20 protein-coding genes and 1 tRNA gene are annotated in these 22370 nt (G+C 63.7%); 13 read left to right on the top strand and 8 right to left on the bottom strand.

All coding sequences use genetic code 11. The features are described from left to right. Nucleotides 1-53: 53 nt before the first annotated feature. Complete coding sequence (locus tag LK535_RS05855; protein ID WP_227770899.1) at nucleotides 54-1781, bottom strand: M1 family metallopeptidase; 1728 nt, start codon at nucleotides 1779-1781, stop codon at nucleotides 54-56. Between the two features lie 123 nt (nucleotides 1782-1904). On the opposite strand from LK535_RS05855, the gene lon reads away from it, so the two are divergent. The 3 genes from lon to LK535_RS05840 all read left to right on the top strand — a co-directional run bounded on the left by lon (nucleotide 1905) and on the right by LK535_RS05840 (nucleotide 4888). Next, on the top strand, nucleotides 1905-4301 hold the full coding sequence (gene lon / locus LK535_RS05850) for an endopeptidase La (RefSeq protein ID WP_227770898.1): 2397 nt from the start codon (nucleotides 1905-1907) through the stop codon (nucleotides 4299-4301). A gap of 159 nt (nucleotides 4302-4460) precedes the next feature. After that, complete coding sequence (locus tag LK535_RS05845) at nucleotides 4461-4733, top strand: HU family DNA-binding protein (protein ID WP_088331639.1); 273 nt, start codon at nucleotides 4461-4463, stop codon at nucleotides 4731-4733. An 80-nt stretch (nucleotides 4734-4813) separates the two neighbouring features. After that, nucleotides 4814-4888 (top strand) — tRNA-Val (locus LK535_RS05840). A 199-nt stretch (nucleotides 4889-5087) separates the two neighbouring features. Here LK535_RS05840 and LK535_RS05835 read toward each other — a convergent pair. Continuing rightward, a complete protein-coding gene (locus LK535_RS05835; RefSeq protein ID WP_227770897.1) occupies nucleotides 5088-5702 on the bottom strand; it encodes a class I SAM-dependent methyltransferase in 615 nt (204 codons plus the stop codon). Nucleotides 5703-5894: 192 nt separating this feature from the next. Here LK535_RS05835 and LK535_RS05830 point away from each other — a divergent pair, with 192 nt between their 5' ends. The 8 genes from LK535_RS05830 to LK535_RS05795 all read left to right on the top strand — a co-directional run bounded on the left by LK535_RS05830 (nucleotide 5895) and on the right by LK535_RS05795 (nucleotide 16768). Beyond that, the gene (locus LK535_RS05830; RefSeq protein WP_227770896.1) at nucleotides 5895-7184 is read left to right on the top strand and encodes an MFS transporter; all 1290 of its coding nucleotides are present in this window, start codon (nucleotides 5895-5897) and stop codon (nucleotides 7182-7184) included. Between the two features lie 104 nt (nucleotides 7185-7288). After that, on the top strand, nucleotides 7289-8539 hold the full coding sequence (locus tag LK535_RS05825; protein WP_227770895.1) for an argininosuccinate synthase: 1251 nt from the start codon (nucleotides 7289-7291) through the stop codon (nucleotides 8537-8539). Nucleotides 8540-8773: 234 nt separating this feature from the next. After that, on the top strand, nucleotides 8774-9037 hold the full coding sequence (locus tag LK535_RS05820; protein WP_227770894.1) for a hypothetical protein: 264 nt from the start codon (nucleotides 8774-8776) through the stop codon (nucleotides 9035-9037). A gap of 5 nt (nucleotides 9038-9042) precedes the next feature. Next, a complete protein-coding gene (locus LK535_RS05815; protein ID WP_227770893.1) occupies nucleotides 9043-10617 on the top strand; it encodes a L,D-transpeptidase family protein in 1575 nt (524 codons plus the stop codon). Between the two features lie 163 nt (nucleotides 10618-10780). Continuing rightward, nucleotides 10781-12295 carry an NAD(P)/FAD-dependent oxidoreductase gene (locus LK535_RS05810; RefSeq protein ID WP_227770892.1) on the top strand — a complete coding sequence of 505 codons (1515 nt, stop codon included), beginning with the start codon at nucleotides 10781-10783 and terminating at the stop codon, nucleotides 12293-12295. A gap of 103 nt (nucleotides 12296-12398) precedes the next feature. Further along, nucleotides 12399-14219: a hypothetical protein gene (locus LK535_RS05805; protein ID WP_227770891.1), complete on the top strand. Its 1821-nt coding sequence runs from the start codon at nucleotides 12399-12401 to the stop codon at nucleotides 14217-14219. A gap of 9 nt (nucleotides 14220-14228) precedes the next feature. Then, nucleotides 14229-15899: a hypothetical protein gene (locus tag LK535_RS05800; protein ID WP_227770890.1), complete on the top strand. Its 1671-nt coding sequence runs from the start codon at nucleotides 14229-14231 to the stop codon at nucleotides 15897-15899. 107 nt (nucleotides 15900-16006) lie between these two features. Then, nucleotides 16007-16768, top strand: coding sequence for a DUF2490 domain-containing protein (locus LK535_RS05795; protein WP_227770889.1), 762 nt, complete (start codon nucleotides 16007-16009; stop codon nucleotides 16766-16768). 1 nt (nucleotide 16769) lies between these two features. Here LK535_RS05795 and LK535_RS05790 read toward each other — a convergent pair whose 3' ends face one another. From LK535_RS05790 to LK535_RS05775, 4 genes are all read right to left on the bottom strand, one after another. Continuing rightward, a complete protein-coding gene (locus LK535_RS05790; protein WP_227770888.1) occupies nucleotides 16770-17900 on the bottom strand; it encodes a GNAT family N-acetyltransferase in 1131 nt (376 codons plus the stop codon). A gap of 184 nt (nucleotides 17901-18084) precedes the next feature. Then, nucleotides 18085-18549, bottom strand: a complete 465-nt coding sequence (locus LK535_RS05785; protein WP_227770887.1) for a RidA family protein — start codon at nucleotides 18547-18549, stop codon at nucleotides 18085-18087. 32 nt (nucleotides 18550-18581) lie between these two features. Next, nucleotides 18582-19223, bottom strand: a complete 642-nt coding sequence (locus LK535_RS05780) for an HAD family hydrolase (protein WP_227770886.1) — start codon at nucleotides 19221-19223, stop codon at nucleotides 18582-18584. Continuing rightward, nucleotides 19220-19495 carry a DUF3572 domain-containing protein gene (locus tag LK535_RS05775; RefSeq protein WP_227770885.1) on the bottom strand — a complete coding sequence of 92 codons (276 nt, stop codon included), beginning with the start codon at nucleotides 19493-19495 and terminating at the stop codon, nucleotides 19220-19222. The genes LK535_RS05780 and LK535_RS05775 overlap by 4 nt, the downstream gene beginning before the upstream one ends. 37 nt (nucleotides 19496-19532) lie before the next feature. Between LK535_RS05775 and LK535_RS05770 the strand changes: the two genes are divergently transcribed. Next, complete coding sequence (locus tag LK535_RS05770) at nucleotides 19533-19895, top strand: response regulator (RefSeq protein WP_227770884.1); 363 nt, start codon at nucleotides 19533-19535, stop codon at nucleotides 19893-19895. 17 nt (nucleotides 19896-19912) lie between these two features. Here LK535_RS05770 and LK535_RS05765 read toward each other — a convergent pair whose 3' ends face one another. Together LK535_RS05765 and mgtE are read right to left on the bottom strand one after the other, a co-directional pair. After that, complete coding sequence (locus LK535_RS05765; protein WP_227770883.1) at nucleotides 19913-20344, bottom strand: DUF1489 family protein; 432 nt, start codon at nucleotides 20342-20344, stop codon at nucleotides 19913-19915. Nucleotides 20345-20354: 10 nt separating this feature from the next. After that, on the bottom strand, nucleotides 20355-21764 hold the full coding sequence (gene mgtE, locus LK535_RS05760) for a magnesium transporter (RefSeq protein WP_227770882.1): 1410 nt from the start codon (nucleotides 21762-21764) through the stop codon (nucleotides 20355-20357). A 136-nt stretch (nucleotides 21765-21900) separates the two neighbouring features. Between mgtE and LK535_RS05755 the strand changes: the two genes are divergently transcribed. Next, entirely contained in the window at nucleotides 21901-22356 is a 456-nt protein-coding gene (locus tag LK535_RS05755; protein ID WP_227770881.1) for a peptidylprolyl isomerase, read from the top strand. The last annotated feature ends 14 nt before the right edge of the window (nucleotides 22357-22370 follow it).

Here is a 22370-nt window from a genome sequence, read left to right as displayed (position 1 = left end):
GTCTCTAGGACCGGGCACACAACCGCCGAATAGATCCGGCGTGACAATTCAGCTCACGGCCGGGCTAACCTGGCTTGTGTCGCCTGCCACGCCTGAAAACGCTCAACCGCAATGGAGCGGCGCAGCACGCGGGCCATCGGATCGATGGCGACATGGGCGCCGGGCGGGAGCGTGAGTTCTGCGGCGCCAGCGTCCATGTTCACGCGCTCGATGCGATCGCCGACCTTCACTTCGACCGGCATGGGGAATGGCCCGCCGGATTTCCATTCAAGCCGCAGGCGGTCGCCGCTTCTCGTCTCCACCAACTCCGGAAGCGCGGCGCGGCGCAGATAGGCGTCGAAGAACCACCCGAGGTCGCGACCGCTTTCCTCTTTCACAATCGCTTCGAATTCACGGGTGGAGGTGTAGCGGGGCGCAAAGTTGCCGGGTTGCGGATCGCGGCGCCCATAAACGAGGCGGCGGGTTGCGGCAAAGAAGGCGCGGTCGCCGATCAGCCAGCGCAGCGTGTGCAGCGTCCACGCACCCTTGAAATAGATGTCGGTACCGGCGCCGCCTCTGCTGGGTTCATAGACCTCTTCCTCCGACAGCAACTTGTCCCGCACCACAGGGGCGACATTCGTGATCCGGTTCCGCTGCGTCTCCAGCATCACGAGATATCGACCGTCGCCCTCTCGCCACTGTCCGTAGAGCGGCTGCATATATTGGGCGAAGCCTTCATGTAGCCAGTAATCGTCCCAGTTCGCCGCCGTCATCTGGTTGGCGAACCATTCGTGGCTGAGTTCGTGCTGGAACAACCAGTCAAACCCTTCGGGTGCCTTGGCGTAATTGTTGCCGTAGGCGTTGATGGTCTGGTGCTCCATGCCCATGTGCGGTGTCTCGACGACGCCGAGCTTCTCGTCAGCAAAGGGATAGGGCCCGATCACTTCCTCGAAAAAGTCGAGGGTGGGCGCAAATTCGGCGAAGAGCGCGCGGGCCTGTTCCGCCTTGCCGGGCAGATGCCAGTAATGGAGCGGGATCTTGTTTCCGTACCGGCTCTGGTAAATGGCGGTGACTTCCTCGAACGGGCCGATCGCCAGCGCTATTGCATAAGTGTTGGGCTGCCGGGCTTGCCAGTTCCAGCGGGTACGACCGTCGGGGAAGGTCTCGACGCCGATCAGCCGGCCGTTGGCAGGCGCTTTCAGCCCGGCAGGGACAATAATGTGAAGGTCGACCGAGCGTGGCTCTCCCGCGGGGAAGTCGAGGCAGGGCCACAACAGATCGCAGCCATAGCCTTCGGTGGTGCTGGCGATCCATGGTCGGCCGTCAGGCGTGGTGCTCCAGACCATGCCGTCGTTCCAGGGCGCGTTTGCCGCTACATGCGGGGTGCCTGCATAATCGATCCGCGCGCTCACCTTTTCGCCGGCGGCAAGCGGCCGCGCAAGAGCGATGCGTAACTGCCCGTCCGGATTGGACCAGGCGCGTTTCGGCAGAGGCTCACCGTCGACGGCGACGGCGGCGACGGGGAGGTTGCGATCGAGATCGATCACAAGGCTGGCGAGCGGCGCCCGCGCCGTGAAGGACAGGATTGCCGAGCCTTCTATGCGTCGCTGCTTCGGGCGTACCTCGATCGAAAGGTCCGCGTGGTCGAACGTCACGGCGGTTTGCTCGGATGGGCGGGGGCCGCCGGAAATCTGCGTCTGCGCGGTGAGCGGCGGTTCGCCCTTTTGTGGCAGGCCGGTCGGACCTGGCAACGACGCCGGGGTGAGGAGCAGGGCGGCCAGCCACAGGGGTGAAGAGATCATGTGGTCCTAAAATGCGATCAAAGGGAGCTTTGCTCCATGATCGTCGTGCGATGATTGATGGAAACCGCGCGCACCCCATATAAAAGAAGCATGCCGCCTGTTCGAAGCGGCACCGGAGTGTTCATGACCCAGACTTTCCCCGTTCTCCCGCTGCGCGACATTGTGGTGTTTCCGCACATGATCGTGCCGCTGTTCGTCGGCCGCGACAAGTCCGTGGCGGCGCTCGAGGCAGCCATGGCTGCAGACAAGGAGATTTTCCTCGTCGCTCAGCTCGATCCGGCTGAAGACGACCCCAAGGCAGACGACCTTTACGACATCGGCGTCACCGCAACCGTGCTTCAGCTGCTGAAGCTGCCGGACGGCACCGTGCGCGTGCTGGTGGAAGGCAAGCTGCGCGGCCGGCTCGGTGGGTTGACCGACGCTGGCACGTACATGACCACCGAAGTGATCCCGATCGAGGAAGTCACGGCGGAAGGCACCGAAGTGTCCGCGCTGATGCGCTCGGTGATCGACCAGTTTGAAAATTATGCCAAGCTGAACCGCAAGCTGCCCGCGGAAACCGCTTCGCAGCTGGGCGAAATCGAGGATGCCTCGCGCCTCGCCGATGCGGTGGCGGGCAATATTTCGATCAAGGTTGCCGACAAGCAATCCTTGCTGATCGAAACCGATCCGGCTCGCCGGCTGGAGATGGTGTTTGCCTTTATGGAAGGCGAGCTTGGCGTCCTGCAGGTCGAGAAGAAGATCAAGAGCCGCGTCAAGCGCCAGATGGAGAAGACGCAGCGCGAATATTACCTCAACGAGCAGCTGAAGGCGATTCAGCGCGAGCTCGGCAATGAGGGCGAGGAAGGCGAGGGCGATGAGCTCGCCGAGCTGACGCAGAAGATCGCGACGCTGAAGCTTTCCAAGGAAGCGCGCACCAAGGCAACGGCCGAGCTCAAGAAGCTGAAGACCATGGCGCCGATGAGCGCCGAGGCGACCGTTGTGCGCAATTACCTCGACGTGCTGCTCGGCCTGCCATGGGGCAAGCGGTCCAAGTTGAAGAAGGACATTGCCGCCGCGCAGGCGATCCTCGACGAGGATCATTATGCGCTGGAGAAGGTGAAGGACCGGATCGTCGAATATCTCGCGGTCCAGGCGCGCACCAACAAGCTGAAGGGGCCGATCCTGTGCCTCGTCGGCCCGCCGGGCGTGGGCAAGACCTCGCTGGGCAAGTCGATCGCCAAGGCGACTGGCCGCGAGTTCATCCGTCAGTCGCTGGGCGGCGTGCGTGACGAGGCCGAGATCCGCGGCCACCGCCGCACCTACATCGGCTCGCTGCCGGGCAAGATCGTGACGAACCTGCGCAAGGCAGGTGCGGCGAACCCCTTGTTCCTGCTCGACGAGATCGACAAGCTGGGCCAGGACTTCCGCGGCGACCCGGCCTCCGCACTGCTCGAGGTGTTGGATCCGGAGCAGAACAGCAAGTTCAACGATCACTATCTGGAGATCGATATCGATCTCAGCGACGTGATGTTCGTCTGCACCGCGAACACGCTGAACCTGCCGCAGCCGCTGCTCGACCGCATGGAGATCATCCGTCTTGAGGGTTACACCGAGGACGAGAAGGTTGAGATCGCGGAGCGTCACCTGATCGCCAAGCAGATCGAGGCGCATGGGTTGAAGGACGGCGAGTTCACGTTGACGCAGGAGGGTCTGCGCGCGCTTATCCAGCGCTACACCCGCGAGGCGGGCGTGCGTACACTGGAGCGTGAGATCGCCAAGCTCGCGCGCAAGGCGCTGCGCCAGATCCTGGAAGGCAAGGCGACCGACGTGACGATCACGCCGGAGAACCTCCACGAGTTCGCGGGCGTGCAGAAGTATCGCCACGGCCTGTCCGAGGAGGAGAACCAGATCGGCGCCGTCACCGGCCTCGCCTGGACCGAAGTGGGCGGCGAGCTGCTGACGATCGAAAGCGTGACGGTGCCCGGCAAGGGCGCGATCAAGTTGACGGGCAAGTTGGGCGATGTGATGAAGGAATCGGCCGAGACGGCGATGAGCTTCATCAAGGCGCGGGCGCCGTCTTACGGGATCAAGCCGAGCCTGTTCCACCGCAAGGACGTCCACGTCCACCTGCCCGAGGGCGCGGTGCCGAAGGACGGCCCGTCGGCCGGCATTGGCCTCGTCACCTGCATCGTTTCCACCCTGACCGGCGTGCCGGTGAAGAAGGAAGTGGCGATGACCGGCGAGGTCACGCTGCGTGGCCGGGTGCTGCCGATCGGCGGCCTGAAGGAAAAGATGCTCGCGGCGCTGCGCGGCGGCATCACCACGGTGCTGATCCCGCAGGAGAATGAGAAAGACCTCGCGGACATCCCGCAGAACATCAAGGATGGCCTGAAGATCATCCCGGTGACGCATGTCGACGAGGTGCTTCGCCTGGCGCTGACCGAGCCGCTGGAGGCGATCGACTGGACCGACGCGGACGAACTGGCGGCCCAGCCGCCGGCCCCGATCGCGCCGGCCGGGGGTGAACTTCACCACTAAGTCGGCTTCAGCGTAGGAAAACGGTAACCACGGCGGTTCATCGCAGCCGCCGTGGTTTCGTTTGACACTGAACGGACCAGCCGTCTTACTGGTACGACCGGCCCTGCGCGGCCGAGTCCACTTTTTTGAATATCCGCACAGCGAAACGGGGGTCGGTGCATGAATAAGCAGGAGTTGATCGCGGCGGTTGCGAATGTGTCCGGGCTCGCAAAGAACGATGCGACCCGGGCCGTCGAAGCCGTGTTTGATACGATCAGCGCGCAGTTGAAGAAGGGCGATGAAGTGCGTCTCGTCGGCTTTGGCACTTTCGCGGTGACCAAGCGGAAGGCATCCACTGGTCGCAACCCACGCACCGGGGAGCCGATGACGATCAAGGCGTCCAGCCAGCCGAAGTTCAAGGCCGGCAAGGTGCTGAAGGATTCTCTGAACTGATCCAATTTTTGCGAACGGAGCGGTTTGCGGGCTGGACAGGGGCAATCTTGCCCCCTAAAGGCCCGCTTCCGGTTTCGATCGGGCGCGTAGCTCAGCGGTAGAGCACACCCTTCACACGGGTGGGGTCACAGGTTCAATCCCTGTCGCGCCCACCATATACAAAGCCCCGCGGTCGCCATGACCTGCGGGGCTTTTTGGTTTTCAGCGGTTTGACGATGGGGCGCTCCGGCGGGTCACTCGCGCCGGAGCGGATCTGACGGTCTCGCCGCGAGGGGACGGTGTCAATATCTCGAGGAGAGATGCCGGCGGCCTGGCCGGCACTTCTAGGGGAAGGGGACGGACCGAAACCGGCCGTCAGTCTTTCCAGCACCAGTAGAGCTGGGCCGGCGGCACGTTCCACCATTCCATGTCGTGGTCGATGCGCCCGAAATGCGGCGCGAGGAAGTCGCGGACCTTGGGGCTGAACTGATAAACGAGAAAGGCGCCGCCGGGGCGGATGACCCGGTGGGTGGCGGATGCGATCGCCGGGCCGACGCCGGCCGGCAACGTCGAGAACGGCAGGCCGGAGAGGACGTAGTCGGCCGATTCATGCCCACGCTCGGCAACGATCGACTCCACGTCGGCCGCGGAGCCATGCACCGCCTCGAAGCGCGAGTCCGAGATGGTGTGATTGAGGTAGCGGATGAAGTCCACGTTGGTGTCGACGGCGATAAGCGTCGCGTCCGGCGCCATCCGTTCGAGGATCGGGCGGCAGAACGTGCCGACCCCAGGTCCATATTCCACGAAGAGCTTGCAATTGGCCCAGTCGACCGGCGCAAGCATCTTGTCGATCAGCTTCGCCGACGACGGGATAACCGATCCCACCATCACTGGATGCTTCAGGAAGCCGGAGAAGAACATCTGCCACGGCTTGGGCACGCCATTGGCGCTGGTTTTCACGCGGCGCGCCGCACTGGTGGAGCTTGACATGAAGGAACAACAACTCCCCGAAAGATCGTAACTGTGCCGAACGCGGCACAAGCAGGAGAGTTGCCATAGCGGGGTTGCGCGCGGCTCCCAAGCGCCTAATCGAACCGTATGACAGGGGATCCGGCACAAGAGAGGAGCGCCGCGAGACGGCGCAAGCGGCCGCGACGTACGTTCGACAAGCGATTCGCGCTGATGTTCATGGTCATGCTGACCATCGCCGCCGGCAATACTGCACTTCAATCGGTATTGCCTGCGCTTGGTCGTTCGCTGGGCGTCGCCGACAGTGCCGTTGCGGCGGCGTTCTCGGTGTCGGCATTGCTCTGGGTGATCGCGGCGCCGTTTTGGGCCAACCGCTCCGATCGGCATGGCCGCCGCATGATGATCCTTCTCGGAATGGGCGGCTTCTGCCTTAGCCTCGCCACCTGCGGCGTGTTCCTGGCGGCGGGCATCAATGGCTGGATCAGCGGGACGGCCGCGTTCATTCTCTTCATCATGGGCCGCCTGATCTACGGCACCTTTGGTTCGGCCGCGCCGCCGGCCGTGCAGGCGATGGTCGCCGGCGATACCACGCGGGAGGAGCGGACCCGCGCGCTGACCCTCATTGCCAGTGCCTTTGGGCTGGGCACCATCCTGGGCCCGGCCATCGCTCCCTATCTGATCCTCGGCCACATCGGTTCGGTCGAGGTCGGGCTCGCCGGGCCTGCCTTTGTCTTCACCATTTTCGGCGTGGCGATGTTTCTGACGATCCGCGCAATGCTGCCGGACGACCGCAACATGGCGGAGGCGGTCCATGGCGGGACCAACGGCTATCCGTCGATCGGCGGGCAGGGGACCGGCGCCAGCGTGCGCGGGGCGACGGAGCCCAGGGGCGGGGTAAAGATCAGCTACTTCGATCGCCGCATCCGCACCTGGATGATCGCAGGGCTGGTGATGGGCCATGCGCAGGCTATGACGGGGCAGGCGATCGGCTTTCTGGTGATTGACCGCCTGAACCTGCCGCCGGCGCTTGCGCTGGAACCGACCGGCATCGTGTTGATGATGGGCGCCGGCACGGCACTGCTGGCGCAATGGGGCATCATTCCCACCCTGAATCTCGCACCCCGCGCGCTGGTGCTCGTCGGTCTGGTGCTGGCGGCGGCAGGCACGGCACTCACCGGCATGGCGACATCGCTCTACGGGATCGCCACCGCTTATGCGCTCGCGAGCCTCGGCTTCGGCTTCACCCGCCCCGGCTTCACCGCCGGATCGAGCCTGGCGGTCGGCCCGCAGGCGCAGGGCTCCGTCGCGGGCAAGGTGACGAGCGTCAACGGTGCCAGCTTTGTCCTGGGGCCATCGATCGGCGTTGGCTTGTATGAGGTCTGGCATTCGCTGCCCTATCTGGTCGCAGGGGTCGGATGCGTCGCATTGTTCGTTTATTGCTGGTTCGCCCTGCGCGAGCCGGACGAACAGGAAGTGGCCGCGTTCGACGATCCGGTGGTCTGAGCCTTCGCAAAGTGGATCCGGAACGGCGGCCATAACCGCGGGTGATCCACTGCTGATCCCCAAAGTCTTGTCGCGAGCGTCAACTGATCCTAGACGCGCGCGCCATGACCGACTCCTCCATCAAGCGCCCCGTCGGCGACGCCGGCATCAAGCGCGTCGTCCTTGCCTATTCAGGCGGCCTCGACACCAGCGTCATCCTGAAATGGCTGCAGCAGACCTATAACTGCGAAGTCGTGACGTTCACTGCCGATCTCGGCCAGGGCGAGGAGCTGGAGCCGGCGCGCCGCAAGGCGGAGCTGGCCGGGGTGAAGCCCGAGCATATCTTCATCGACGATCTGCGCGAGGAGTTCGTCAAGGATTACGTCTTCCCGATGATGCGCGCGAATGCGACGTATGAGGGGCTGTACCTGCTCGGCACGTCGATCGCGCGGCCGCTGATCGCCAAGCGCCAGATCGAGATCGCGCGTCAGGTTGGCGCCGATGCCGTCAGCCATGGGGCGACCGGCAAGGGCAATGACCAGGTCCGTTTCGAGCTTGGCTATTACGCGCTGGCGCCCGACATCAAGGTGATCGCGCCGTGGCGTGAATGGGAGCTCACCAGCCGCACCCGCCTGATCGAGTTCGCCGAGCAGAACCAGATCATGGTGACGAAGGACAAGCGCGGCGAATCGCCGTTCTCGACCGACGCCAATCTTCTGCACACCTCGTCCGAGGGCAAGGTGCTCGAAGATCCGTGGGAGGAAGTGCCGGATTACGTCTATTCGCGCACCGTGAACCCGGAGGACGCGCCGGACGCGCCGGAATATATCACGATCGATTTCGAGCGCGGTGACGGCGTGGCGCTGAACGGCGAGGCATGCTCGCCCGCGACGCTGCTGACCAAGCTGAACGAGCTTGGCCGTAAGCATGGCATCGGCCGGCTCGACCTGGTCGAGAACCGCTTCGTCGGCATGAAGAGCCGCGGCATGTACGAGACGCCGGGCGGCACCATCTATCACCTCGCCCATCGCGGCATCGAGCAGCTGACGCTCGATCGCGGCGCAGCGCACCTGAAGGACGAGCTGGCGATCAAATACGCCGAGCTGGTCTATAACGGCTTCTGGTTCTCGCCCGAGCGCGAGATGCTGCAGGCAGCTGTCGACTATAGCCAGGAGAAGGTCTCCGGCACGGTGCGGCTGAAGCTCTACAAGGGCAATGTCGGCGTCGTCGGCCGCAAGTCGCCCAACTCGCTCTACAGCGAGAAGGTCGTGACGTTCGAGGACGATCAGGGCGCCTATGACCAGCGGGATGCGGAAGGCTTCATCAAGCTGAACGCGCTTCGCCTGCGCCTGCTGGGTCGCCGCGACGGCCGCTAAGCCTTTCCCCTCTGGCGCATCGGTCCTCCGCCCCGGCTTCGCACCGGGTCGATGCGGCCATTCGCCCGGGGGGACTTGCAACTTGCGCCTTCGGCGCACTTCCGCCGCTAACTTTGAGATTGCGGTTTCTTCGACGGCCCCGCCGCGCGATCGTTATCCTTCAGGAACGATCCTGCTGCGATCGGCGTTGAACATGAGCCTGGGGCACTCGCCCCGAGTTCAAGGGAGATTGCAATGAAGGGTGCAACATTCGGCGCGCTGCTGCTTGGCGCGACCGTGCTCACCGCTTGTGCAAACAATCGGGAAGAAGTGGTAGCGCCGGCTCCGCCGCTTGGTCCGGGTGCGCTTGCCGGTACGGTGGCCGCCGACCGGGATGGCGACGGCATGGTCGACGGCTATTACACGCCGGACGGCACCTACGTGCCCTTCACCGCGCCCCCGTGCCCGACCCCGCCGCCACCGCCGCCGCCGCCCACGCCGCGCGGCGAGCGAGGCTGAGTTTGTTGGCCGGCCGCGGCGCGCCGGCCCGGCGCGCGGGCCGGCTGGCACTATCCATCCTCTTGCTTGCGTCGACGGCAGCCCTTCCGGGCGCTGCCGTCGCGCAGACAGGCTCCGAAACCAGCGCGCCCGCCAATGCGGTCGCTTCGGCGATCCGCCAGCAGGTCGGCGGCAAGCTGAGGGACTTCTATCGCGCGCGCGGCTATTGGCCGCTGTGGATCGTCGGTGAAGCACCGGGGCCACAGGCCAGCGCCCTGGTGGACGTGATCGAAACGGTGGAGGTCGATGGCCTCGACCCAGAGCGATACTCGCCGGAACGATTGCGGCGCCTGATCGACGATGCGGAAAGCGGAAACCTACGCTCGCTCGCCTCCCTCGAGGTGGCGCTAAGCGGCGCACTTGCGGATCTGGTGCGCGACATGCGCGAGCCGCGGATCGAGATCCGCTACCTCGAAGAATCGCTGGAGCCGACTCGCGCCAAGCCGGACGCGATCCTGCGCCGCGCCGCGCTGGCGAAATCGACGCTAGACTATGTGCGAAACCTCGGCTGGATGAGCCCGCTTTACGGTCAGCTTCGTGAAGCGTTGCTAAGCGCTGAACCCGGGAACGGCGATGCTCGCGTAAACGTACCTTCAGGTCCGCTGCTTCGCCCCGGCATGACGGGTGAGCGAGTGGCGCTGCTGCGTGCGCGCCTCGGCCTTCCGGAAGGGGATGCGTATGACGATGCGCTGAGGGATCGGGTGCGGCGGTTCCAGTCCTCGCGCGGCTTGCCGGCCGATGGTCTGGCGGGTGCTCGTACCGTGGCGGCGCTCAATCGCGGCGCGGCGAAGCCGCCGGTGGACCGGCGTGAACTTCTGCGGCTGAACCTGGAACGTGCGCGCTTGTTGCCGGACGCCTGGACCCGCCACATCGTTGTCGATGCCGCGGCTGCCCGCTTGTGGTATTATGAAGGTGGTGCCGAGCAGGGGACGATGCGGGTAGTGGCCGGCACTCCCGAGACGCAGACGCCGATGATGGCGGGCCTGGTGCGCTATGCCACGCTCAATCCTTATTGGAACGTGCCGGTGGATCTGGTGCGCAAGCGGATCGCGCCGAAGGTGCTGTCCGGCGTCTCCTTGGAACGACAGGGATATGAGGCGCTGTCCGATTGGACGGCGAACGCCCGCGTCATTCCAGCGTCGACGATCGACTGGCGCGGGGTCGAGGCCGGCACCGTCGAGCCGCGGGTGCGCGAACTGCCGGGTCGCGGAAACTCGATGGGATCGGTGAAATTCATGTTCCCGAATGATCTCGGCATCTATCTGCACGATACGCCGCAGAAGAACCTGTTTGCCAAGGCGGATCGGCACTTTTCAAACGGCTGCGTGCGGCTGGAGGATGCCGGTCGGCTCGGGAAATGGCTGTTCAGTCGGACGTTGAAACCGGAAAGCTCTGCGCCGGAGCAGCATGTCCCGGTGCCCGAACCAGTGCCCGTCTATCTGATGTATTTCACCGCCAGCCCCGATGCGGGCGGTGTCAAATATGTCGCGGACGTCTACAATCGCGATCGCCCGGCTTTGCAGCATCTGGCGAGCCGTTGATCCTCAGGCCGCCCGGTCAGGGGTGCCGGCTCGGCCACCTTGACCCGGGCCAGCATGGCCGCCGCTGCTTCTCGCGAGGGGCAGCGGCCGTGTCGCATCGTTAACCACAACTCAACCATCCTCCTCCATTGCCCCTGATGCACTGCTATGGGGCTGCACACAGATGGCGAAGAATGACGGCGCGGTTGATGTTGCGATCATCGGCGCAGGACCCGCCGGCCTCACGGCAGCATATCTGCTCGGCAAGGCCGGCTATTCCGTGACCGTGATCGAGAAGGATCCGCGCTACGTCGGCGGGATCAGCCGTACCGTGGAGCACAACGGCTACCGCTTCGACATTGGCGGCCACCGCTTTTTCTCCAAGTCTCAGGAAGTGGTGGATCTCTGGAATGAGATCCTGCCTGACGACTTCATCGAGCGGCCCCGGATGAGCCGGATCTATTATGAGGGCAAATTCTACAGCTATCCGCTGCGGGCGTTCGAAGCGCTGTGGAACCTCGGCATTTTCCGATCCGCTCTATGCATGGCGAGCTTTGCGAAAGCGAAGGCGCTGCCGAACCGCAAGGTGAAGAGCTTCGAGGACTGGACCGTCAATGCGTTCGGCTGGAAGCTTTATTCGATCTTCTTCAAGACCTACACCGAGAAGGTGTGGGGCATGCCCTGCGACGAGATGAGCGCAGATTGGGCGGCACAGCGTATCAAGGGGCTCTCGCTCTGGGGTGCCGTAACGGACGGCCTGAAGCGCAGCCTTGGCCTTAACAAGCGACCCAATGACGGCATGGCGGTAAAGACGCTGCTGGAGAGCTTCCGCTATCCGCGCCTTGGCCCGGGCATGATGTGGGAAGCCGCGCGCGATCTGGTGATCGGCCACGGCAATCGCGTGCTGATGGGGCACAAGCTGAAGCAACTCGCTTTCAATGAGGTGACGGACCAGTGGACGGTCACTGCGGTGGACTCGGCTGGCGAGCCGGTGGCCATCCGGGCGACTCATGTCATTTCCTCCGCTCCGATGCGGGAACTGGCCAGCCGGCTGCATCCGCTGCCCGCGACGCTGCCGGAAGCGGCCAACCTGAAGTATCGCGATTTCCTGACGGTGGCGCTGATGATCCGGTCGCCGGATTTGTTCCCGGATAACTGGATCTACATCCACGATTCCAAGGTGAAGGTCGGCCGCGTTCAGAACTTCCGCTCCTGGTCGCCGGAGATGGTGCCCGATCCTGACCTCGCCTGCGTCGGGCTCGAATATTTCTGCTTCGAAGGCGACGGGCTTTGGGCATCGAGCGATGAAGAGCTTGTTGCACTTGCGACGAAGGAAATGGCGCAGCTCGGCTTGTGCCGCGCGGAGCAGGTCGTCGGGGGCACGGTGGTGCGCCAGGAAAAGGCCTATCCCGTCTATGACGAACATTATGCGGCCAATGTCGAAATGATGCGGCAGGAGATCGAGGCCCGCTATCCGACGCTGCACTGCGTCGGTCGCAACGGCATGCATCGCTACAACAACCAGGACCACGCGATGATGACGGCCATGCTGACGGTGCGCAACATCGAGGCGGGCGCTCGGGTGTACGATATCTGGGCCGTGAACGAAGACGCTGAATACCATGAAAGCGGGAACGAGGGAGAGCAGGTCGCACTCGGCAGCCTGCGGGCCGTCCCCGAGCGATTGAAGGCCGCTTGAGCCCGGAGGGCGGCCGATTACTGCCCGAGTGACCTGCGAAACAGGCCGAACCGGCACCCTCAGCGAGCGAGATTTGGCGTCGATGCACGGAACAGCGACGGATATGAGCGTGCCCGCATCGCGGCAAACCGGCGCTGCTGCCGGCAGCGGGAACAGCGGCGGCGTGATGCGCGCTGCGCTCGTCGCTTGGCTCATCGCGTCGCTCATCTTCCTGATGATCGGCGCCAAGGATATCACTATCCTTCGCTTTTCGGACCCGGACGACGCAATGCGCCTTCTCGAAGTGCGCGACTGGCTCGCCGGTCAGAGCTGGTGGGACGTTGCCCAGCACCGGTTCAACCACGGCCACTTTCCCATGCATTGGTCGCGGCTGGTCGACTTGCCGTTGGCCGCCATTCTGATCGCCGCTACGCCGCTGTTCGGCGAACCTGCCGCAACGCGATTGGCCATGACGATCGTACCGTTGCTGTTGCTGCTCGCGACAATGCTGCTGTTGGTGCAGATCACCCGTCGCACGGCGGGGGTCGAAGCGGCTCGATATGCCGCATTGCTGACGCCGTTGACCCTGCCGTTGGTGGCGCAGATGCGCCCGCTGCGCATCGATCATCACGGTTGGCAGGTCGTCCTGGCACTGGTGGCGGTCACATGTTTGCTACACAGGCCCTCAGCGCGCCTTGGGGCGCTCGGCGGACTGGCACTGGCTGCCTTGCTGACCATTTCGATCGAAGGCTTGCCAATCGCGATCAGCATTGCCGCGGTTGCCGCCGTGGCCTGGGTCTGGAAGCCTGAACGGCGTTCGTTCCTGCTGGCGATGATGTGGGTTCTCGCGGTTTCCGCCATCGCACTCCATCTGGTGACTCGGGGGCCAGGCTTCTTCCAACCTGCGTGCGACGCCATATCTCCGGCCTGGCTACTGACGCTTGCGGTGGCGGCGGTGAGCACCTCGGTGGCTGTGTCCATCGGCCGATCCACGGCGATCGCTCGCTTCGCATCTTTGGCCATCGCAGGCGCGGTTACCGGGGTCGTTCTGATCCTGTATGCACCTCAATGCCTCTCGGGGCCGTTCGCAACGCTTCCGCCGCTCGCCTACCAGATCTGGTACCTGAATGTTCTCGAAGGCCGGCCGGTGTGGCAGCAGCCGATCTATCAGGCGTTTGTGACGATGGCAGTTCCAGTCGTGGGCCTGATTGCCACCTCCGCCGCATGGTTAAGGGCAGATTCGGAACACAAGCCACGCTGGGCCATGTTGCTTGTGCTTTTGATTGCGGCGACCACGGTGACGGTGTTCGTCGATCGCGCCGGAGCAACAGCCAATGCTCTGGCGATTCCAGGTGCCGCGGCCATGCTGCTCGCCCTGCTCATGCGAGCGCGCGCCATCCCCAATGTTGCTGTAAGAACAGCGGCAACCGCTGCAGCGCTGATCATCGCGTCACCTGGTTATCTCGCGGTCGCTGGTCTGGCGTGGGCGAGGAGCGGCGACCCAGTGTGGCACCATCGAACTGCGCTAAGCGAGGCCGGAAAGACCTGCAGGACGATCACTGACATCCGATCAGTCGCCGAGTTGCCACCCAGCTTGATCTTCGCGCCTCTCGACGTCGGTCCCGAGATACTCGCCACGACCCAGCACCGGGCGATCGGCTCCGGCTACCATCGTTCTCCGCAGCCAATGACGACAATCATCCGTTCCTTTGCGGCAGGGCCGGAACATGCAAGGCGGGCGATCCTCGCCAGCGGCGCTGACTATGTTGCGGTGTGCCCGGGGCTGAGCGAAACCGAACTGTATCGCCAGAAATTTCCTGCCGGCTTTTCGGCCCGCCTCGAACGTGGCGAGCAGTTCGACTGGCTCGAACCGGTCGCGCTGAGCGGGCCGGCACGGGCATGGCGTGTCATTCGGCCCTTGCCCTCGCCGACGCGCCGCCCGTAAGGCGGTCTGATGGACCAGTCGGGGGCGCCCCTTCGTTGGTGGCAGACGCGCACCTTTGTCGCACTCGCCACGCTGATCGCGATCGTTCCGTTACTGTGGCCGGATATTCCGCCGCTGGTCGATCTGCCGGGGCATATGGGGCGCTATCGCGTGCAGCTCACGCCGCTGGCGCATGCGCCGTGGCTAGCCGACTGGTACAATTTCGAATGGTCGCTGATCGGCAACCTGGGCATCGACTTGCTGGTGGTGCCGTTTGCCGCGCTTTTCGGACTGGAGCTTGGCGTCAAGCTGATCGTAATGACGATCCCGGCGCTGACGGTCGCTGGGCTGCTCTGGATCGCACGCGAGGTGCATGGCCGAATCCCGCCGACAGCCCTGTTCGCGCTGCCGCTCGCCTATAGCTACCCGTTCCAGTTCGGGTTCGTAAACTTCGCCCTTTCGATGGGCCTGGCACTTTGCCTCTTCGCCTTGTGGCTGCGGATGGCGCGTCTGAAGCGCATAGGGCTGCGCGCCGCGCTTTTCGTGCCGCTCTCCTGCCTGCTTTGGCTGTGTCACACCTTTGGCTGGGGCGTGCTCGGGGTGCTCGCCTTTTCTGCCGAGATGATCCGGCAGCACGATGCCCGCAAGGATGCGGGTTCGGGCCATTGGTTCGAAAGTTGGGTGCGGGCCGGGCTCGGCTGCGTTCCGCTTGCGCTGCCGATGATCCTCATGATCTTCTGGCGGTCGGGTGATCATGTCACCGGCCAAACGGCCGATTGGTTCAACTGGCAGGCGAAGGTCGCCTGGGTGATGATGGTCCTGCGCGATCGGTGGGAGTTCTGGGACGTAGCGTCCACCGCCGTGTTCCTGCTGGTTCTCCTCAAGGCCATTCGCGATCCGGCCATCGAATATTCTCGCAATCTGCTCCTGTCGGCCCTGTTCCTGGCCGCCGTCTACCTCCTGCTGCCGAGGATCGTCTTCGGATCGGCCTATGCGGACATGCGGCTTGCGCCCTTCGTCGTCGCCGTCGCCCTGATCGCGATAAGGCCGCGGATCGGCATGACGCTGCGCCATGCCGGCGTGCTCGCGATGCTTGGGATGAGCTTCTTTCTGGCGCGCACTGCGGGCACTACGGTCAGTTACTGGCTGTTCGATCGTGATTACGACACCGAGCTTGCCGCATTGGACAAGGTGCCCGTGGGTGCGCGCCTCGTATCCTTCGTGGGAACGAACTGCCGCAACGAGTGGAAGATGAGTCGCCTGGAGCATCTGCCGGCGATCGCTCTCGTCCGCCGCCTCGCCTACACGAATGATCAATGGTCCATGCCCGGCGCGCAGCTGCTCACGGCTCGCTACACGGCAGCCGGCATGTTTGCGCACGACTCCTCAGAGATCGTGACGCCCGGTTGGTGCCCGCGGGAGTGGTGGAAGCCGATCGACTTTTCGATCGCCCGTTTTCCCCGAGAAGCGTTCGATTACGTCTGGTTGATCCGGACTCCGCCCTTCAACCCTCGCTACGCGAGTGATCTCGATCGGATCTGGCGCTCGCCAACTGGCGCAAGCGCGCTACTGACCGTCAACCGCGAACGGCCGACGCCGCAGATTACGGACGAAGAACTCTACCCGCGATGGTTCCTGGAACTTCGCGCGCGTCGTATCCGCGAGCAGCAACTTCAGCTTCCCCCTCCGCCGCGCTCCTGAACCGTCGGCGCATCGTTGCATCGCAGAAATTTTGCTGCGCCGCGGCACTTGTCGCCTGTTCAGGTGTTCAGACCTGAAAAGGGGAGGGTCACGCCTTGAAGGGATGCTTGGCGGCTGGAGCCGCGATGCTGATGTGCCTGTCGGCACCGGCAACTGCGGATACGAACCACGGCGGGCAGATCTGGGGCAGTATCCAAGTTACCGCACCACTGACCGACGACGTCTTTTTGACCGGTGAAGTTCAGCCACGCTTTTCGACCCGCAATGCTGCAACTGCGCCAATCACCATCATTCCGCCGATCATCTCGTGGCGTAAGAGTGAATCTCTGATCCTGTCCGCCGGCTATCTCTACGCCTTTATCGATGGTGCGCGCCTGCCGCGGGACCTGCACGAAAACCGATTCATCCAGCAGGCATCCTACCGAGTTGGTGCGATCGGGCGCATCGGTATCCGCGCGCAAACCAGGTTTGAGCAGCGCCAGAGATCTACGGGCAAAGACTGGAACCTTCGCGTGGCGCAGCAAATCCTGCTCGCAACGCCGCTAACCAAGAAGGAGAGCGGTGGCCCCGTCGGCGTTGTTTCCGCGGAACTTTACTGGAACCTTACCGAGGCTGACTGGGGCGCTCGCAAGGGCTATGACGATCTGTGGACCTTCGTCGGAGTTCAGCTGCCGGTATCGTCGAGCACGGCGTTCGAGCTCGGCTATCTCAATCAGCGGCAGCGGCAGGTGAACGGGCGCGTGAACATGAACCATGCGGCGGTGATCGGCGTGTCGTTCCAACTAGCCCGAAAGATCGTACCGCCGAAGGTTGTGCCGACGACCGGGCCGGGGCTTCAGGCGGTGGCTGATCGTGAGCCCGTCCGCTAGGTCAGCCCCCCTTTCGGAACGGAGTGAGACGTTCAAGAAACTGCTGGTCCATCTCCACGGCCGCCCGCTCGCGCACCAGAAAGTCGGCCACAGCGCGGCGGAAGCCCGGATTGGGGATGTAATGCGCCGACCAGGTGGGAACGGGAGCATAGCCGCGGGTGAGCTTGTGCTCGCCCTGCGCACCAGCCTCTACACTGGTCAGCCCGCGCGCGATCGCTGCATCGATCGCCTGATAGTAACACAGTTCGAAGTGCAGGAATGGCACTTCCTGTGTCGCGCCCCAATATCGCCCGTAAAGTGCATCCGCCCCGATCAAGTTCAAGGCACCCGCGATCGGAACGCCGTCCCGCTCCGCAAGGATCAGAAGCAAGCGATCACCCATTCTTTCTCCCAACAAAGGGAAGAAGGAGTGGGTGAGATAGGGGCGGCCCCATTTGCGGCTTCCGGTGTCCTGGTAAAATGTCCAAAAAGCTTCCCACTCTCGCGTGCCGATCTGGGCACCAGTGAGATGGCGGATCTCCAACCCCTGAACGGCAGCGGCGCGTTCCTTGCGGATCGCCTTGCGTTTGCGGCTGGCCAGGGTCGAGAGAAAATCATCGAACGAGCCGTAGCCTTCGTTGCGCCAGTGGAATTGCGTTCCTTCGCGAATCAGCCAGCCGGCCGCCTCGAATGCAGGCACCTGATCCAGCGAAACGAATGTGGCGTGGGCCGAGGAAAGGTCGTGCTGGTCAGTAACGGCCTCCAGCGCCCCGATTAGCGCCGGCGCGGCGTCTTGATTACGGAGCAGCAGGCGAGGGCCAGGGACTGGGGTGAACGGAGCTGCGATCTGCAACTTCGGATAATAGGACCCTCCGGCCCGCTCCCATGCGTCGGCCCAGGCGTGGTCGAACACATATTCGCCCTGGCTGTGTGACTTGGCGTAAGCGGGCGCTACGGCGACGGGCGCGCCATCCGCGCCGTCCACGACGACGGGCACCGGTTGCCAGCCGCTGCGGCCGCCAACGCTTCCCGAATCTTCCAGAGTGGAGAGGAAGGCGTGGCTAACAAAGGGATTTCCGTTGCCCGCGCAAGCGTCCCACGATTCGGCAGGGATTTCGGCAACGCCACTTGCCAGATGGGCGGTGACGTTCATGGCCCGTCGTGCCCGCAGCGATTTTGGCCGCTTTTGATTATCTCAGAGGCGGCAACGGGAGCTCGGGTGGCGAGGCGCCTGGAGCAGGATCGCCGCTCGCCATTGCTCGACGGGAGCGAGTGTGATGACAAGCGGGGATCGTACAAAGGCACGCTCAGCCTGAACGGAGCAGTGAGACTTAAGTTCAGTTGTTCACCGCGATGATGGCGTCGACCTCAACAGCGGCGTTGCGCGGCAGGGCGGCGACACCGACGGCAGCACGGGCATGCTTGCCAGCATCGTCGAACAGCGCAACCATCAGGTCCGACGCACCATTTGCCACCTCGGGCTGATCGCCGAAGCCGGGCGCCGAATTCACGAAAACACCGAGCTTCACGATGCGCGCAACGCGCGACAGATCACCAAGCGCCCCCTTGGCCTGCGCAACCACCATCAGCGCGCACAGCTTGGCCGCTTCCTGGCCGGCGGCAACATCCAGATCGCCGCCGAGTTGGCCGGTCACAACCTTGCCGTCGCGGAATGGAAGCTGGCCGGAAACGTGAAGAAGACCTCCGGCCTCCACGGCTGGAACATAGGTGGCAACGGGCGCGGCGGCGGTCGGCAGGCTGAGGCCGAGCTCCGCAAGCTTTTGATCAATACGGTCAGTCATGCGGGAGTTTCAACACCAGCGATCGGCGTCGGTCAATGCTGCGCAGGCTGACCTGCGGCAAACCGGTCGGTGATCCACGTCAGCGCCTCGGGCCAAACGTCGATGCGAGCGTGAGCGGCGGGGGCAGGTGGTACGCCCGGTGCGAGCGTCGGCTCCGCGACCATGTGCAGCCGGTGCACGTGAGGCGCGAGCTCCGCCACGGACTGATGGTGCATGGGAAGATCATCGATGAAGACCGTTACCGGGTTGCCATGTTCGGCCACGAGCGCCGCCACCGGACCTCCCTTGGGGCCCTGATTACACTCGACGCGATGCTCGATGCCGAACGCGGCGAGCTGGTCGATGCGGTGGCTGCGGCATTGATCCTGAAGGTTGGTCAGGATCACAATATCCGCGACCTCCGCGATTTGCGCCAAGGCCTCGCGTGCGTGGGGGACGAGCGTCTGACGGTGCATCTCTCCCGGAAAGAAGCCGTCCAGAAAGCCCATCATTTCCTCGCGCGACGGAACGCCGCCGTCGTGGCGACGACGCATGTTGCGGCCCAGTTCCCAACTGGTCGGCTCAAAATCGATCTCGTGCGCTTCGCCCAGCCAGCTTCCGAAATGGCGTACCATGTGCAGGAGTACTTCGTCACAGTCCGAAATGAGCAATGGTCGTGAGGGCTGAGTGATCATAGCGACTCCAGTTGGTGACGGGCGCGTACCAACGCTTCCGGCGGAACATCGAGCGATTGCGCACAGGCGATAAGGTCGGGTTCGTGCGCTTCAAGGAACTGAAGGCACGCAGCCAAAACCGACGAATCGGTCAGGCGGGCGCGAAGATCGTCGGGATCGAGGCCGGTGAGTGAAAGCAGCCGACCTGCCCGATCGGAATCCGACAAAGTCCAGGCGAGGGCGCGAAGAGCAAGCGCGTCAGCCGGTTCTTCGTTTGAAACGCCTCGTTTCATTGCCTATCTTCGCCTGCCAAACGGGGGAAAGACGCGCGTGGCAAAGAAGGTGCTCGTTGTCGAGGACAACGAACTGAACCTGAAGCTGTTCTGTGACCTGCTGCGTGCGCACGAATATGCGGCTGAACCAGTGCGTGACGGCCGGGAGGCGGTATCGCGGGCGCGAGAGCTTTCACCAGATCTGATCATCATGGACATTCAGATGCCCCATGTGACTGGCTATGAATTGATCCTGGAGCTGAAAAAGGACGGCGAACTGCAAGCCATTCCGGTGATGGCAGTGACAGCCTATGCGGGACGGGATGATGAGGAACGCATCCGCGCCGCCGGGGCGGAAGCCTATGTGTCAAAGCCGATCAGCCTGTCGCGGTTCATGGATGTGGTCGGCACCCTGATCTAGATGTCGCAGTGCTGGATCTAGACCAACCCAAGCTCCGCGAGTTTTCCCATCAACGCCGGCGGGAGAGCGGCCATGCCGCTACGGTCGCCGCCCAAGTCCTCCGGGGCATCCGCGTGCTCAAGATAGCGCCACCCCTGATGCGCGCGTTTGGGTCTCGCCGCGACCAGCCGCAGGACAGGATCAATGTGGATCGCAACTCGGCCGCCCTCAGCCTCGCCGAAGGATAGAATGGGCGATCTGGCCACTAGCTGGTGCTTGATGATCCAGAAGAGCGAGCCGCGACCGGTGATCTCCTCATGGCGTTTCGGCAGGTAGCGCGTCGTCAGGAACAATGGCCCATGTTCGCCGCGTTCCCGCAGGCGCTCCGCGAGATGCTCGACGGTGGTGTGGCCGAAGGCGACTTTGGTGATGTGTAGAGGCGAGGTTTCAGACGGCATGGAAGCCGCCATGTGGGGAGCCTCAGCCTACGAGGCCAGAGGCAGTCGCGAGCCCCAGAAACGCGAGGAAGCCGATTGAGTCGGTCGTCATGGTGACGAACACCGATGACGATACCGCCGGATCGGCATTAAATCGCTCAAGCATCACCGGGACCAACACGCCCGCGAGGCCGGCGACCAGAATGTTGGTCATCATAGCGGCCGCTATAACGCCGCCCAGCATGGGATTGGCAAAGATGAGCGCCACGCCTGTGCCGATCACCAGCGCCACGGTGGCGCCGTTCAGCAAGGCCACGCGGATCTCGCGCGTGATCGCGCGCGCGGTGTTTGACTGAGTCAACTGATTGGTGGCCATGGCACGCACGGTGACTGCCAAGGTCTGCGTTCCGGCATTCCCCCCGACGCCGGCAACGATCGGCATCAACGTAGCCAAAGCGACCATGCGCTGAATCGTGTCTTCGAACCGCGAGATGATGAATGACGCGAGCAGCGCGGTGAACAGGTTGGCAATCAGCCAGCGCACGCGCGCCTTATAACTGTCGATCACCGGCTCATTGATATCGCCTTCGCCAGCGCCCGACAGAAGCAGGGCGTCCTCGCCGGCCTCTTCCTGGATGATATGAACGATGTCGTCGACCGTGATCATGCCGACCAGCCGGCCGGAACCATCAATCACGGCGGCGGAGATCAAGGCATATTTCTGAAAGCGAAGCGCCACCTCCTCCTGATCCATATCGACGGGGATCAGCGTCTGTTCACGCTTCATCACGTCGGACATGGAGATCGACCGGGGGGTACGCAGGATCCACGACAATGCACAGGTGCCGACGGGCTTGTGCGCCGGATCTACGACGAACACTTCCCAGAAGTCGGTTGTCAGCTCCTCGTGGCCACGCAGGTAATCGATGGTGTCGCCAACCGTCCAATGCTCTGGCACCGCGATCAATTCGCGCTGCATCAGGCGGCCAGCAGATTCCTCCGGATAGCTCAGCGCCTCTTCGATGGCGGCGCGATCGTCAGGCTCCATGGCCCGGAGCACTTCGCGCTGCTCCTCGGCATCGAGATCCTCGATGATGGCTACGGCGTCATCGGTGTCAAGTTCGGACGCAATGTCCGCGACTTGGCGAGCGTCAAGCGCATCGATCAACTGTTCGCGAACATAGTCGTTCATCTCGGCGAACACGTCGCCGTCGAGCAGGTCCGCTACTGCTGCCGCAAGCGGCGCGCGCTGATCCTCTGGAGTAAGTTCGAAAAGGTCGGCGATGTCGGCGGGATGGAGCGGCTCGACCAGGCGTTTGGCCTCTTCAGTCTCGCCCGCCTCAACCGCCTGCAAGACGGCATCAACGAATTCGGGCTTCAGCCGATCGTCTTCGTCTAGCTGGTGTTCGCCTTCTTCGATGCGATCGTCGCCGCGGAGTTCGGTATCGCTCATCGCCCGCCTCCCAACCGGCTGCCTGCTCTTGTCGCGCCTCTAGCGGCAGAGCCTGCCGGTGCCAACCACGGCGATTTGCGTTCGCGTCGGGGCGCGGGTAGGGCGCCGCATTCCCGATGACCGGAAGGAGCCTGCCATGGCCGATACCTATAGCACGCTGGTGATGACGCTGGACGGCGGCGACGTCACGATCAAGCTGCGCCCCGATTTGGCGCCCGAGCACGTCAAGCGCATTGCCGAGCTTGCCAACGAAGGCTTTTACGACGGCGTCGTATTTCATCGCGTGATCCCCGGCTTCATGGCTCAGGGTGGCGACCCGACTGGAACCGGTATGCACGGTTCCGATAAGCCGAACCTCCGGCAGGAGTTCTCCAAGGAGCCGCATGTGCGTGGAGTCTGCTCTATGGCTCGTACGAACGATCCGAACAGCGCCAATTCGCAGTTCTTCATCTGCTTCGACGATGCCCGTTTCCTCGACGGTCAGTATACCGTCTGGGGCGAAGTCACCGAGGGCATGGAACTGATCGATGCGCTCCCGAAGGGCGAGCCGCCGCGCCAGCCCGGCAAAATCGTGAAGATGCGCGCTTCTTAAGCGACGTCGGCCAG

Source organism: Sphingomonas sp. IC4-52, from assembly GCF_020707225.1.
In the GTDB taxonomy this organism is placed as follows: Bacteria; Pseudomonadota; Alphaproteobacteria; order Sphingomonadales; family Sphingomonadaceae; genus Sphingomonas.
Note: the sequence above shows the minus strand (reverse complement) of the source record. Positions and strands in the feature narration are given on the sequence as shown.